Genomic DNA, 14,680 nt, shown 5'->3' with positions numbered 1-14,680 from the left:
TCATAGTGGGGACAGCATGTTTCATAGTTTTTTCGATAAGCCATATTTTATGTTGCAGTATTTTGTTGTTTGGGCGGCCTTATTATGGGTTGCGATTTTCATGCTTCTACCTTCGTATTCGGGGGACTGGTTGATGCCTGTGCTGATGATAAGTTTAACGCTAACATTGCGTTTAGATGCTATGTTGTTGGCTATTATTCCAGCTATTCTATTGTCTCCAACGCCACTAGAAACGACGCTTTATTTAGTATGTCTATTGCCTATTACTGTTTCTGTTGGAATTGCTAGTGCTGCCTTGTTGCATAATGCTAGCCATTCAACCCTTAAGCCACGTTGGTTAAACACTTGTGTGGGGGAAGTGATTAGTTTGCTAGTGAGAACGAATTATTTCGGTTGGAAGATGGTGCATTACTATCATCATAAGCATACTGATGATTCTAATAAAGATCCACATTGCCCTCAGGGCAAAGCATTTTGGCCTTATGCAAACAACATGCAAAAAAGCACTGTTGAATATCTTGATGCAAGACACCTTGAATTGCATCATTTACCAAAGCGAATCTATATTTTAACGATGGTTCTTGGAGCGCTTTTATTGGCAGGCATCCCCCTCTTTTGGTTGCTCGTTTTTGGACCAACGCTGTTTGCAGCAATCTGGATGCCTATTTTTATTTCAGCATGGTGGCTATATTATGTTATCAACTATTACACGCACCCATACAATGAAGAGGGCGGTAACGCGGCAGTAAACCTTAATACTAAGGTCTGGCATAAGTTAATGAATATGGTGAGTTTTGGTACTTTGTATCACAAGAACCATCATGAGGATGCTAACTTGTTTAACCCAAGCAAAAAGCCTGCTTCTGAGCCAAATTAAAGGGCGGGTGGGGTCTTATTGATTAACCGTTTTGCTATAGATGTTTCTTAAAATGGCATCTCTGGCACATGAGCCGGCACGACTAATCTACCGGCAGTTTTTTGCTTAATTTCTTCAACACTAATACCAGGCGCTCGTTCAATTAAGTGAAAAGCGCCTTCTTTAATGTCCATGACTGCTAAATCGGTAACGACGCGCTTAACACAAGCAGCGCCTGTTAAGGGTAATGTACAGTTTTCCAATAATTTGGAATTATCGCGTTTATCTGCATGGCTCATAGTAACGATAATATTCTCGGCGCCAGCGACTAAATCCATCGCGCCGCCCATTCCTTTAACGAGTTTGCCTGGAATCATATAAGAGGCAATATTACCTTGTTGATCAACTTCAAAAGCCCCCAGTACGGTTAGATCCACATGGCCGCCTCGAATCATTGCAAAACTTTCTGCCGATGAGAAAATTGAGGCGCCTAAAGCCGCTGTCACGGTTTCTTTACCGGCATTGATCATATCAGCATCCACTTGCTCTTCGGTCGGGTAGGGGCCAATTCCCAGCAAGCCGTTTTCTGATTGCAGCATCACTTCAATATCACTAGGCACATAGTTAGCCACTAGGGTTGGAATACCAATACCAAGATTAACGTAGTAGCCATCTTTTAACTCTTGAGCCACACGCATGGCAATTTGGTCACGATTTAATGACATTTGAGGCTCCTTAATTTTTAGCTAGAGTGATTTTTTCAATACGTTTTTCGAAACTTCCTTGGATGATACGGTCAACGTAAATACCGGGAGTATGAATATGGTTTGGGTCAAGCTCACCCACCTCAACAATTTCTTCAACTTCAACAACGGATATTTTGCCTGCGGTAGCCGCCATTGGGTTGAAATTCATGGCGGTATTACGGTAAATGAGGTTCCCCGTTTTGTCTGCTTTCCATGCTTTTACAATGGCAAAATCACCGCTAATACTTTCTTCTAAAATATAGTCTCGGCCATTAAACTGCTTAAGCTCTTTGCCTTCAGCTACAAGGGTTCCAACACCAGTCGCCGTATAAAAAGCAGGTATGCCAGCACCACCGGCACGCATTTTTTCAGCTAAGGTGCCTTGTGGGGTGAGTTCCACCTCAAGTTCACCAGATAGATATTGGCGTTCAAATTCTGCATTTTCACCTACATACGAGGAAACCATTTTTTTAATCTGCTTGTCTTCTAATAACATGCCTAGGCCAAAGTGATCGGTACCGCAGTTATTGGAGACGATAGTTAAACCCTTAACGCCGCTATGTTTAATTTCGCTGATCAAGCCCTCAGGAATGCCACAAAGCCCAAAACCACCAGCAATAATGGTCATATTATCTGCTAGTCCAGCCATTGCTTCTTGGTAGTTTGATACCACTTTGTTAAAACCACTCATGGTTTTACTCCTGTTTAATTTTTTTATGTATAAGGCTTATTTGTAGACTGCGCCAACTTTACTAAGATTAGGTCCAGCAATTTGCTCGCTAATGTAGTGCCCAGCGGCTACTAATTTTTTTAAATCAATACCAGTTTCAATGCCCATGCCATGTAACATGTAAACAACATCTTCAGTTGAAACATTACCCGATGCGCCCGCGGCATAAGGGCAGCCACCTAGGCCAGCGACTGAGGCATCAATATTTGCCACTCCATACTCTAAACAGGCCAAAATGTTAGCTAATGCTTGCCCTCGCGTATCGTGGAAGTGCAGCGCTAGTTTTTCTGCTGGCACTGCTTTAATAACAGCTGCGATCATTTCACGTGCTTTGATGGGTGTTCCAATGCCTATAGTGTCGCCTAACGATACTTCATAACAACCCATATCAATTAGTGCTTTGGATACTCGAACAACCTCAGCAACAGCTACATCGCCTTCATAGGGACAGCCTAAAACGCAGGAGGTATAACCGCGAACGCGAACTCCCAAAGTAGCTGCTTTGAGCATGATGAGTTCGAAGCGTTCAAGCGATTGGGCAATACTACAATTGGTGTTTTTTTGGCTGAAGGTTTCTGAGGCGGCAGCAAAAATTGCGACCTCTTTAGCACCACTGTCAATCGCACGTTCAAACCCACGAAGGTTAGGAGTTAATGCGATATACGAAGTACCTTCTCTAGGCGGTAATTGTTGTAGAACAGCTTCTGCATCTGCCATTTGTGGCACCCATTTAGGGCTAACAAAGCTGGCTACTTCTATATGTTGAATGCCGGAATCACACAGTTTGTTTATTAAGGTAGTTTTAACCTCAGTGGGGACAGTGGTTTTAATATTTTGCAGGCCATCACGTGGTGAGACGTCTACAATTCTTACTTGGCTTGGATAATTGTGAAGCATGCTTTACGCCTGTTCCTTAAAAGTAATTAAGGTGGCATCTGCTTCTACAAAATCGTCCTCGCTATAAAATACTTGATCAATCTCACCATCAAAGGGTGCGTTTAAGGTATGTTCCATTTTCATCGCTTCAATAATCGTCAGTGCTTGGCCTGCAAAAACGGCATCACCATTAGCTACTAAGACTTTCAATAACTTACCAGGCATTGGCGCAATAATGTTTGAATTAGCGCTCATTGTTGACAGGTCGGGTTCGAAAGGGTTCATTTCAGTTAGGGCGTACCAACGGTTTTTCCAAGAAATAAGCAGGCTTGTCTCGTGCCTTAAGACTATAAAACGCTCCCAGCTGCCATTAATTTGTAATCGGATGGCATCGTTAGCCAAGGATTCAGCGATAACATCTAGATCATCGTCTAGATGGAAAATAAAGTGTTCATCATTCTCGGTCACTTTAACTTCTATCTCATCGGTTTCCTCATAGTTAAAAAATAGGCTGCGCTGGCTTTGCCCATTGGGTCGCCAACCAGTGGTATCAAACCAAGGCGAATTACCATCAGCTGATGTGGCTGCCATTTCCTTAACTAATTGCTTACCCTCAATAAGACGCTTTACTGTTGCAGCAAGTAAGACATTTTCCGGTAGTTCCACTTCGCTATCTGCAAGAAGCCTGTCTAACTTTTTATCAATGTATTGAGTATCAATCTTGTTTTCAATAAAGTCTGGGTGTGTTGCCAATGTTTCTAAGAAGGCAATATTGTTTTCAACGCCAATAATGCCGGTTTCGCCTAAGGCATTTAATAAACGTTTACGTGCTGTTTCGCGGTCTTCACCCCAAACCACTAATTTTGCGATCATTGGGTCATAAAACACACTGATGCTGTCGCCTTGTTCTACCCCGGTTTCAATGCGCAGATTTTTATCGCTTGTGGGGAAACGTAAATGCTGAAGTTTGCCGGTGGATGGTAGAAATTGATTGTTAGGGTTTTCAGCATAGAGGCGTGCCTCAAACGAATGGCCTGTACGCGGGATTTGCTCTTGTTTTAAGGGAAGGGCTTGACCAGCGGCAACACGAATTTGCCATTCAACCAAGTCTTGCCCACTGACCATTTCGGTCACAGGGTGTTCTACTTGAAGGCGTGTGTTCATTTCCATAAAGTAAAAAGAACGGTCTTCACCGACGATGAACTCGATAGTTCCAGCGCCCGAATAACGAATAGCACGTGCCGCATTAACAGCAGCAATACCCATGGCTTGACGTGTTTTTTCGTCTAAGAAGGGCGAGGGCGTTTCTTCAATAATTTTTTGATGACGACGTTGTAATGAACATTCGCGTTCGTGTAAATGTACGTAGTTTTCATGACAGTCACCAAATATTTGGAACTCTATATGACGAGGCTTGCTGATATAGCGTTCGAGTAAGATACGGTCATCAGCAAAGGCATTCATCGCTTCACGTTTTACTGAGTCTAGCAATTTAGCAAACTCAGCGGCTTTGTTAACAACACGCATGCCTTTACCACCACCGCCAGACACCGCTTTTATTAATAAGGGGAAGCCTACTTTTTCAGCTTGTTTTTGCAAGTGTTCTGGTGCTTGATTTTCACCATGATAACCAGGCACAACCGGCACATTGGCAGCTTCCATAAGCGCTTTTGCTGCATCTTTAGCGCCCATTTTTTCAATACAGTCAGCCGAGGGGCCAATAAAGGTAATTTTCGCCTCTGAGCAGGCCTGTGCAAAGTGGCTGTTTTCAGATAAAAAACCATAGCCAGGATGAATGGCATCAATGTTTTTCTTTTTAGCGAGTGCCAGTAAGTCATCCGCTTTTAGGTAAGATTCATCTGGCCTTGAAGCACCAATATAATAAGCCTCATCAGCTAGTGTTACATGGCGTGCATGACGGTCTGCGTCGGAATAAACAGCCACACTGGTGATGCCCATTTTTTTTAGTGTGGAGATCACCCGACAAGCGATTTCACCACGGTTTGCTATGAGTATTTTTTTAAACATTCGATCAACTCTCTACATTCTAAAAACGCCGAAATTGGCTTTTTCTATTGGCGTTTTAGCGGCTACAGCGAGTGATAGGCCGAGAATTCGGCGAGTATCTCGTGGGTCGATTAAGCCATCGTCCCAAAGTCTAGCAGTAGCAAAATAGGGGTTAGCTTGCTCTTCAAATTGGGCCAAGATAGGTGCTTTGAAGTTTTCTTCCTCTTCATCAGCCCAGCTCTCGCCAGCGGCTTCAAGTGCATCACGTTTAACTGTTGCCAGTACAGCGGCTGCTTGCTCGCCACCCATGGTTGAAATACGAGAGTTTGGCCAGCTCCAAAGCATACGTGCGCCAAACGCACGGCCACACATGCCGTAGTTACCGGCGCCATAGGAGCCACCAATTAACACGGTGAACTTTGGCACACTAGCGCAAGACACAGCGGTGACCATTTTGGCACCATTTTTTGCGATACCTTCTTCTTCGTATTTTTTACCGACCATAAAGCCAGTAATATTTTGTAAAAATAGAAGTGGAATGCCACGTTGATTGCACAACTCAATAAAATGCGTGCCTTTCAGTGCTGAGGGTGAAAATAAAATACCATTATTGGCGATAATGCCAACTGGATAACCGTGGATATGGGCAAAACCACACACTAGCGTTGGGCCATACAGCGGTTTAAATTCTTGGAATTCAGAACCATCTACTAAGCGGGCAATAATTTCGCGTATGTCGTACGGTTGTTTTGGGTCTTTAGGAATAATGCCTAAAATATCGTCGCTTGGATATAATGGCTCGCGGGACTCACGAACTTTTACCTGCAGCTCTTTGGTTTCGTTGAGGTGCTCAATAACGTTACGTGCAATGGACAGGGCATGCGAGTCATCTTCAGCAATATGGTCGGTAACGCCCGATTGCTTACAGTGTAGCTCTGCGCCGCCTAGCTCTTCAGAAGAGACTTGTTCACCGGTAGCGGCTTTCACTAAAGGCGGGCCACCTAAAAAGATAGTGCCTTGTTCGCGAACAATAATAGACTCGTCACACAGTGATGGGATATAAGCGCCGCCAGCGGTACAGGAGCCCATCACTACGGCAATTTGTGGAATGCCATCAGCAGACATTCGTGTTTGGTTATAAAAGAAACGGCCAAAATGTTCTTTGCCGGGGAATACTTCGTGCTGTAGAGGTAAAAAGGCACCACCAGAGTCAACCAGGTAAATACAGGGTAGGCGGTTTTCAGCGGCAATTTCTTGTGCTCGTAGGTGCTTGGTGACGGTGAGTGGGTAATAGGTTCCGCCTTTAACGGTGGCGTCATTCGCAATAATCATCACTTCGCCACCGTGGATGCGGCCAATACCGGTAATGATGCCTGCTGCAGGTGCAGCATCATCATACATGCCATAAGCGGCTAACTGCGATAGCTCTAAAAAAGCACTGCCTGGGTCCAGTAAGGCTTTAATCCGATCTCTTGGCAGTAGTTTATTGCGAGCTAAATGTTTTTTACGTGCACGTTCGCCGCCACCTTTGGCAGCGCTAGTGATGCGTTCGTTAAGTTCATCAACAAGCGATTCCATTTGAATCGTGTTTGCTTTGAAATCAGCAGATGCTGGTTCAATTTTTGATTTAATGACCGGCATTGTTTACCTTAATAATTGTTAAGTGCTCAGCGTTAAATTATTTCAATCGCCATTGCAGTGGCTTCGCCGCCGCCAATACATAGCGTGGCGACCCCTTTAGTCAGTTGCCTAGCTTTTAATGCGTGAATTAATGTGACTAGAACGCGCGCGCCTGATGCACCAATCGGGTGACCTAAGGCACATGCACCACCATTAACATTCACTTTGTCAGGGTCTAAATTAAGCGTTTCAATGGCTGCCATGGTTACTACAGCAAAGGCTTCATTTATTTCAAATAAATCAACATCGTTAATAGTCCAACCAGATTTTTCTAATACTTTTTGAATAGCAACAATAGGCGCGGTGCTGAACCAATCAGGGTCTTGTGCATGTGCTGCTTGCGCGGTGATGGTTGCAAGCGCTTGCAGGCCTTGTTTGCGCGCTTCATCTGCATCCATTAGCACTAAGGCAGCCGCACCGTCAGAAATAGACGAGGCATTGGCGGCGGTAACCGTGCCATCTTTTTTAAAAGCAGGACGTAGTGTTTTGATTTTGTTAAGGTCGGCCTTAGCCGGTTGTTCATCAGTTGCATAGCGCGTTTCAGCTTTGCGATTTTTAACGACAACCGGTGTTATTTCAGACTCAAAAGCCGTTGATTGAGTCGCTGCATTAGCTCGCTGCAATGAGGTAATGGCAAAATCATCTTGTTGTTCACGCGTGAAGCCGTATTTTTCTGCGCACAGTTCAGCAAATGAACCCATTAATTTGCCATGTTTAACATCTTGCAGGCCATCGTGAAACATATGATCAATCATTTCGCTGTGGCCCATTTTAAGGCCCCCACGTAGTTTGGTTGAAAGGTAGGGAGCATTAGTCATCGATTCCATGCCACCTGCGACCACGCAGTTAGCATCGCCCGCGAATATTTGGTTATAGCCGTACATCACCGCTTGCATGCCAGATCCACACATTTTGTTAACAGTATTACAAGGGACCGATAGCGGTAGACCTGCTTTTAATGAGGCTTGCCGTGCGGGTGCTTGGCCTTGTCCGGCAGGTAATACGCAGCCCATATGCACGCTGTCTACTTGAGTGGGTTCAATATGGCTATCTTCGATAGCGGCGCTTATGGCGTAACTGCCAAGGTCTGATGCGCTAAGCGAGGAAAATTGACCTTGAAAACTACCTAAAGCCGTTCGTTTGGCGGCAACAATAACAACGCTTTTTTTATTCATATCTATTTTGTATCTTCAAATAATTCACGGCCAATTAACATCCGACGAATTTCGTTGGTACCGGCGCCAATATCATAAAGTTTGGCATCTCGTAGTAAACGGCCAGTAGGGAACTCATTAATATAGCCATTACCGCCTAACGTTTGGATGCCTTCTAAGGCAACTTTTACAGCATTTTCTGAAGCAAATAGTAAAAGCCCAGCAGCATCTTTACGTGAATCATTGCCTTTGTCATATTGTTCAGCCACACGATAAGCAAAAGCTCGCGTTGATTGAAGAGCAACGTACATATCGGCCATTTTTCCTTGCATTAGCTCAAACAGGCCAATAGGTTTACCAAATTGTTTCCGTTCATGAATATACGGTAAGCAAATATCCATGGTCGCTTGCATAATGCCGATAGGGCCACCGGATAGCACCATGCGCTCGGTATTAAGGCCGCTCATTAGAACTTTAACCCCTTCGTTAACGTTGCCAAGTACATTTTCTTCAGGAATTTCGCAGTTTTCAAAAACCAATTCACAGGTATTAGAGCCACGCATACCAAGCTTATCTAGTTTTTGTGCGGTTGAAAAACCAGGCATGCTCTTTTCTACAATAAAAGCAGTCATGCAGCGTGAACCGGCTTCTGGTCCAGCAGTGCGCATATACACAATCAACACGTCAGCGTCGGGGCCATTGGTAATCCACATTTTGTTACCGTTGGCGACCCATTTATCACCCTTTTTTTCGGCTTTACAACTCATTGAACCGACGACATCTGAACCTGCCCCGGGTTCAGACATAGCCAAAGCGCCAATATATTCACCCGTACAGAGTTTAGGTAAATATTTATATCGTTGTTCCTCACTACCATTTAGGTAAAGGTTGTTTAAGCAAAGGTTTGAATTAGCGCCGTAAGATAAACCGATAGAGGCAGAGGCTCTTGATATTTCTTCCATGACGACAAGGTGTGATAGGTAATTTAGCCCAGTTCCACCGTATTCTTCAGGAATAGTCATGCCTAATAAACCCATGTCTCCAAAGGCACGCCAAAGTTGATTTGGAAATTCATTGTCTTTATCAACAGATTCAGCGAGTGGGGCGATTTCACCGTTTGCAAACTTACGTACAGCCTCACGTAACGCATCCACTTCATCATTAATTTGAACATTAAAAGTCATTGGATTTCCTTGTGTTTATTTGAGTTATTGTATATTGCGTTTGCCGGATCATATCACTATACTCATTCTAACGCTAATTAGAATCTAATCTGCATTAGATTTAAACTATGGCTTCATCAAAGGGTTAGGTTCAGTGACAAATACAATAAAAAAAAGCTCCGTTACCCGTCAGTTAATTTTAGATGCAGCGGCTAAAAAATTAAGTCAGCATGGCTATCATGGAACTTATTTAAAAGATATTGCAGAATCAATAAACATGCAGGCAGGGAGTTTGTATTATCACTTCAACTCAAAAGAAGCCTTAGTGCAGGAAGTACTTAATAAAAGTGTCCATCTGATCCGAGATATTGTTGAATACGAAGTAGAACAGTTGGCTAAGGCGCCTTCTTTTCCTGACTTGTTACGGGCTGCTATTCGGGGGCATTTAATCGCTATCTTGCGGCACTCGGACTATACCTTAGCCAGTATTAGGAATTATGGGCAAGTGCCAGAAACCGTTCATAATGCGGCACAACCTGACCGTGATGCTTATGAGAATTTTTGGCGTGATTTATTCGAGCAAGCTGAAAAAGATGGTGTTATACGTACAGGGGTAGATAAGCATTTATTGCGTCTTGCCATTTTCGGGAGTATGAATTGGGCAAGTATTTGGTATGTTGATAGTGGCGCAAGCGTGGAAGCAATTGCACAATCACAAGCTGATTTGTTTCTTAATGGTTGTTATGTAGATGGAGAGCACGGTGCAGTATAAAAACATAATTATGGATATTGATGATAGAGGGGTGGCTTATGTGACCTTCAATCGACCAATCGTACACAATGCTATGAGTGCTGATTTTATCCAAGAGATGCAACATATTTGTGCCACTGTGGAATTGGATGCTGCTGTTCGTGTGGTTGTTTTAACGGGAGCAGGTAAAACATTTTGTGCCGGCGGTGATTTAAAGTGGATGGAAAGCAATATCAGTAAAACAAGAGCGCAACGTGTAGAAGAAACTAGCAAACTTGCAAAAATGTTAGCGGCTTTAAACAACTTAAGTAAACCTATAATAGGCCGTATTCAGGGGCCAGCTTATGGTGGTGGTGTTGGTATGGTGTCGGTGTGCGATATTAGTATCGGCGTTGAGACAGCAAAATTTGCCTTAACAGAAGTGAAATTGGGGCTGACCCCCGCGACTATTTCACCGTATGTCGTTAAACGAATTGGTGCAGCAAATGCACGCAGAAACTTTTTAAACGCAAGAGTGTTTGGTGCGACGGAAGCAAAAACAATCGGCCTTTTAACAGATGTTGTAACAGTTGCTGAACTAGATCAAGCGATAGAAACAGAAGTAAAAATGATTTTAAAGTGCGCGCCTGGAGCGATTGCCTCGACTAAAAAACTCATTGACTATGTAGATACCCATACAGCAGAAGAAAATGCAATTTACACGGCCGATAATTTGGCGGATGCCTGGGAAACAGAAGAAGGTAAAGAAGGCATAGAAGCCTTTTTAAATAAACGCAAAGCAAGCTGGGCTTAAGTTTTTAGTCTTAGGAGTGGTATTGAATGAATTCAATTTATTTTTCTGAAGAGCACACGATTTTACGCGATCAGATTCGACGATTTGTTGAACAAAAGGTAGTGCCTGTTGCTGATGAATGGGAAGAAAAAGGCTATATCCCGAGAGAAATTTTACAGCAAATGGGTGATTTAGGCTTTCTGGGTATTCGTTATTCAACTGACTATGGAGGTAGTGAAATGGATGCTTTGGGGTCTGTTATTTTGGCTGAAGAACTTGGCCGTTCAACCTTTGGCGGTTTAGCAGTGACGGTGTTAGTACATACAGATATGGCGTCCCCTCATTTAGATAATTTTGGTAATAAACAGCAATTAAATAAATACATGAGCGAGATTATCTCTGGACAAAAAATTACCGGTGTTGCGGTAACAGAACCGGATGTCGGCTCTGATGTTGCTGCGATGAAAACCCGTGCAGTAAAAGACGGTAATGACTATGTATTGAACGGTTCAAAAATGTTTATTACCAATGGCGTACACGGTGATTTGTTTTTTGTTGCGGCAAAAACAGATATGGATGTCAAACCGTCGCGCGGTATTACTATATTTGCGGTTGAAAAAGGCACCCTTGGGTTTAGTGTTGGTAAAAACCTTAAAAAAATGGGTTGGTTATCGTCAGATACTGCGGAGTTAATTTTTGATAATTGTCGCGTGCCAGCAGACAATATAATCGGCGAGATTAATAAAGGCTTTTATTCCATTATGCGTAATTTCCAAAACGAACGCCTTGTGTTAGGTGCCCAGTCAATGGGCGAGGCTTCTAAAGCGCTTGAGCTAACAATGGACTATGTGACAACACGTAAAGCATTCGGTGGTGTGCTATTTGATAAACAAGCGATACGTCAGCGCTTAGCCGCATTGGCGGCGCGTGTTGAGGCGGGTAAGCAACTTGTTTATCATTCTGCTTGGTTAGATGCACAAGGGCTTGATTGCATAAAAGAAGTCTCTATGGTGAAAGCCTACTGCGGTGAACTGGTGAATGAAGTCATGTATGACTGTCTTCAATTTCATGGTGGCTTTGGCTATGTTCGTGAAAGTGCAATAGAAAGAATGTATCGTGATGCTCGTATTCAAGCCATTGCCGGCGGTGCTACTGAGGTAATGCTCGAAGAAGTTTCAAAAAGAATGATTAATTAAATAAAAGGAATAAAAATGTCAGAAGGGTTTAGTGTTGAAGAAATGAAGGTGGGGCAGTCTGCCTCTATGAGCAAAACAGTGACGGAAGCAGATATTATTTTATTTGCCGGTATTACGGGTGATTTTAACCCCGCTCATATTGATGAAGAATATGCCAAACAAAGCATGTTTAAAGGACGAATTGCTCATGGCATGCTGTCAGCAGGTTTTATTAGTGCAACATTAGCGATGAAATTGCCTGGGCCGGGCAGTATTTATTTAGGCCAAAATATGAAGTTTAAAGCACCGGTTAAAATTGGCGATACGGTTAAAACGAAGGTCACCATTACTGATATTAATATCGATAAGAAAATTGTTAAATTAGATACGGTATGTATGGTTGGAGAGACAAAAGTAGTTATTGGTGATTGTGCAATGATGAAACCATAGTTTTTTGAGTACGAAGCGTACTCGGTAAAACATTATAAAAATAATATAGAGATCGTTAGGCTTGGGGGGATACATGCCAGTACAACAAATGCTTCAGGAAAAAATGGTGAGCGTTAGCGAGGCGGTAGCGTTAGTTAACAGTGGCGACACCATTGATTATGGGTTTAGTGTTACGCAATCAGATATATTTGATACTGAGTTAGCCAAACAGAAAGATCGATTAAAAGATGTGATTGTTAGAGGTACATTGTCGGTCGCTGCTAGGCAAATTATTGAACAGGACCCAGATCAACAGCACTTTGAATATCAAAATTGGCATTTTTCTGGCTACGATAGAAAAAAATCTGAACAAGGAGTGGTTAGTTATATCCCCTTTAATTTTGGAGAAGGCCCTCATATCTATCGCGAATATTTAAAAACAGATGTGTTGGTATTAAAAACATCACCGATGGACCAGCATGGTTATTTTAATTTTGGTGTTTCCAACACATTTGCACGAGCGTGTTGTGATATAGCGAAAAAAATTATCATAGAAACATCCAGCGCCATTCCTGTTTGTTACGGTAATGAAAACACCGTTCATATCAGTGAGGTAGCGGCTGTTTTTCAAGGTGATAGTGCGCCATTATTTGAGTTACCAAGCGCACCTATTAGCGATATTGACCGGCAAGTCGCTGATTATATTGTGCCACTGATAAAGGATAGAAGTTGCTTGCAAATTGGCATTGGTGGAATGCCAAATGCGGTATGTTCTGCTTTAGCACATTCAACTATCAAGGACCTCGGGATTCATACGGAGATGTTTGTTGATGGGATGGTAGATCTGGTTGAAAAAGGAAAAGTAACAGGGAACTACAAGCAAACTTATCGTGGTCAAATTGTCTATACCTTTGCGTTGGGTTCCAAAAGAACGTATGACTTTATTCATAAAAATGCATTGTGTGTCAGCATTCCTGTGGATGAAACAAACCTGACAAACAAAATTGCACAAAATGACAATGTGATTTCTATTAACAACTGTTTGCAAGTGGATTTAACCGGTCAAGTGGCCTCAGAGAGTAATGGTCATCGGCAAATTTCAGGTACTGGGGGGCAGTTGCAATTTGTCCGTGGGGCAGTGGCTTCTAAAGGCGGGAAGTCGTTTATCTGCCTTTCATCTAGGTTTAAGGATAAAGAAGGCCGACCTCGCTCTAGAATTGTGCCCGGGCTAGAAGAGGGGACCGTCGTGACAACACCTAGGTCGGATACGATGTATGTTGTGACCGAATTTGGTATTGTTAATTTGAAAGGTAAAAGCATCAGTGAAAGAGCATTAGCACTGATCAGCATTGCGCACCCCGATGACCGTGAAAGCTTGTTACAGCAAGCACGTGACAGTGGCATTGTGTCACGTCGTTATTGCTAGCCTGCAGCCATTAAGTGGATAAAAAATTGAGCTATAAAACAGTTAAATTAGAAATAAATAATAAAATTGCAACGGTGACGTTAAATGACCCTGCCTCACGTAACGCGATTACGGACCCTACGTTATTAGAAGAAGTTAAAACGGTTTTTATGGGTATTCAAGATAACCCAGCTGTATCGGTTTGTATTTTGACCGGTGAAGGTAAAGGGTTTTCCTCGGGTGGTAATGTTAAAGACATGCTCAATCGAGAAAAAATGTTTGCAGGTGATCAGTTGGCGGTGCAAAACAATTATCGCAAAGGCATTCATAGCTTATCTAAATTACTGTACTCCATTGAAATACCGATTATTGCAGCTGTTAATGGTGCGGCGGCCGGGGCAGGTTTTGATATGGCCTTATTATGCGACATTAGAATTGCCTCGGAACGAGCCAGTTTTTGCTCTTCATTTTTAAATTTAGCCGTTATTCCTGGCGATGGTGCCTGCTGGTTGTTACGTAAAACCGTAGGTGCACAAAAGGCAGCAGAATTAATTTTGACGGGCAAAACAGTGGCTGCCCAAGAGGCCTTGGAAATGGGGCTTTTATTAAAGCTAGTTGAACATGACCAACTGATGACAGCCGCAACAGAACTGGCAAGCAGTATTGCAGAAAAATCACGCGAAACACTCGTGGTCACTAAACGATTACTAAAATCAACCGATAGCTTAAGTTATGCCGATCACTTGGATCTTTGTTCAGCAAATCAAGCGATGTTTCACCATACCGCTGAGCACCAAGCAGCGTTAGAAAATTTTTTCAATAAAAAATCTAATAAATAACAATAAATAGTTTCTTTAACTTACTGTTTATATTGCTTTAATTTAAATAAATTTTTGTCGTAATTTTTAAATGAGACGGTTAGTTTTTTTTTAAAGA

Annotated in this window: 14 protein-coding genes; 7 read left to right on the top strand and 7 right to left on the bottom strand. The window is 42.8% G+C overall.

What is annotated here, in order from left to right; all coding sequences use genetic code 11:
- Window positions 1-16: 16 nt before the first annotated feature.
- Window positions 17-877 (top strand): fatty acid desaturase, encoded by an 861-nt coding sequence (locus tag CYCPU_RS0106210; RefSeq protein WP_020162230.1) that lies wholly within the window; start codon window positions 17-19, stop codon window positions 875-877.
- A gap of 47 nt (window positions 878-924) precedes the next feature.
- Here CYCPU_RS0106210 and CYCPU_RS0106205 read toward each other — a convergent pair whose 3' ends face one another.
- Genes CYCPU_RS0106205 through CYCPU_RS0106175 form a run of 7 tightly spaced genes read right to left on the bottom strand, consistent with a single transcriptional unit; the run spans window position 925 to window position 9,233 of the window.
- A complete protein-coding gene (locus tag CYCPU_RS0106205; protein ID WP_020162229.1) occupies window positions 925-1,581 on the bottom strand; it encodes a 3-oxoacid CoA-transferase subunit B in 657 nt (218 codons plus the stop codon).
- 10 nt (window positions 1,582-1,591) lie between these two features.
- Window positions 1,592-2,293: a CoA transferase subunit A gene (locus CYCPU_RS0106200; protein ID WP_020162228.1), complete on the bottom strand. Its 702-nt coding sequence runs from the start codon at window positions 2,291-2,293 to the stop codon at window positions 1,592-1,594.
- Window positions 2,294-2,329: 36 nt separating this feature from the next.
- Entirely contained in the window at window positions 2,330-3,229 is a 900-nt protein-coding gene (locus CYCPU_RS0106195) for a hydroxymethylglutaryl-CoA lyase (RefSeq protein WP_020162227.1), read from the bottom strand.
- Window positions 3,230-3,232: 3 nt separating this feature from the next.
- Complete coding sequence (locus tag CYCPU_RS0106190; protein WP_020162226.1) at window positions 3,233-5,236, bottom strand: acetyl/propionyl/methylcrotonyl-CoA carboxylase subunit alpha; 2,004 nt, start codon at window positions 5,234-5,236, stop codon at window positions 3,233-3,235.
- Window positions 5,237-5,248: 12 nt separating this feature from the next.
- Window positions 5,249-6,856, bottom strand: coding sequence for a carboxyl transferase domain-containing protein (locus tag CYCPU_RS0106185; protein ID WP_020162225.1), 1,608 nt, complete (start codon window positions 6,854-6,856; stop codon window positions 5,249-5,251).
- A 32-nt stretch (window positions 6,857-6,888) separates the two neighbouring features.
- The gene (locus CYCPU_RS0106180) at window positions 6,889-8,070 is read right to left on the bottom strand and encodes a thiolase family protein (RefSeq protein ID WP_020162224.1); all 1,182 of its coding nucleotides are present in this window, start codon (window positions 8,068-8,070) and stop codon (window positions 6,889-6,891) included.
- 2 nt (window positions 8,071-8,072) lie between these two features.
- The gene (locus CYCPU_RS0106175) at window positions 8,073-9,233 is read right to left on the bottom strand and encodes an isovaleryl-CoA dehydrogenase (RefSeq protein ID WP_020162223.1); all 1,161 of its coding nucleotides are present in this window, start codon (window positions 9,231-9,233) and stop codon (window positions 8,073-8,075) included.
- Between the two features lie 133 nt (window positions 9,234-9,366).
- On the opposite strand from CYCPU_RS0106175, the gene CYCPU_RS0106170 reads away from it, so the two are divergent.
- The 6 genes from CYCPU_RS0106170 (at window position 9,367) to CYCPU_RS0106145 (ending at window position 14,583) form a co-directional block, all read left to right on the top strand.
- A complete protein-coding gene (locus CYCPU_RS0106170; RefSeq protein ID WP_015006038.1) occupies window positions 9,367-9,984 on the top strand; it encodes a TetR/AcrR family transcriptional regulator in 618 nt (205 codons plus the stop codon).
- Window positions 9,974-10,756: a crotonase/enoyl-CoA hydratase family protein gene (locus CYCPU_RS0106165; protein ID WP_020162222.1), complete on the top strand. Its 783-nt coding sequence runs from the start codon at window positions 9,974-9,976 to the stop codon at window positions 10,754-10,756. Before CYCPU_RS0106170 ends, CYCPU_RS0106165 begins: the two co-directional genes overlap by 11 nt.
- Window positions 10,757-10,782: 26 nt before the next feature.
- On the top strand, window positions 10,783-11,931 hold the full coding sequence (locus CYCPU_RS0106160; RefSeq protein ID WP_020162221.1) for an acyl-CoA dehydrogenase family protein: 1,149 nt from the start codon (window positions 10,783-10,785) through the stop codon (window positions 11,929-11,931).
- A gap of 15 nt (window positions 11,932-11,946) precedes the next feature.
- A complete protein-coding gene (locus CYCPU_RS0106155; RefSeq protein WP_020162220.1) occupies window positions 11,947-12,360 on the top strand; it encodes a MaoC family dehydratase in 414 nt (137 codons plus the stop codon).
- A 73-nt stretch (window positions 12,361-12,433) separates the two neighbouring features.
- Entirely contained in the window at window positions 12,434-13,765 is a 1,332-nt protein-coding gene (locus CYCPU_RS0106150; RefSeq protein ID WP_020162219.1) for an acetyl-CoA hydrolase/transferase family protein, read from the top strand.
- 14 nt (window positions 13,766-13,779) lie between these two features.
- Window positions 13,780-14,583, top strand: a complete 804-nt coding sequence (locus CYCPU_RS0106145; protein ID WP_020162218.1) for an enoyl-CoA hydratase-related protein — start codon at window positions 13,780-13,782, stop codon at window positions 14,581-14,583.
- Window positions 14,584-14,680: the final 97 nt, after the last annotated feature.

This window comes from Cycloclasticus pugetii PS-1, assembly GCF_000384415.1.
GTDB classification, from domain to species: Bacteria; Pseudomonadota; Gammaproteobacteria; order Methylococcales; family Cycloclasticaceae; genus Cycloclasticus; species Cycloclasticus pugetii.
Note: the sequence above shows the minus strand (reverse complement) of the source record. Positions and strands in the feature narration are given on the sequence as shown.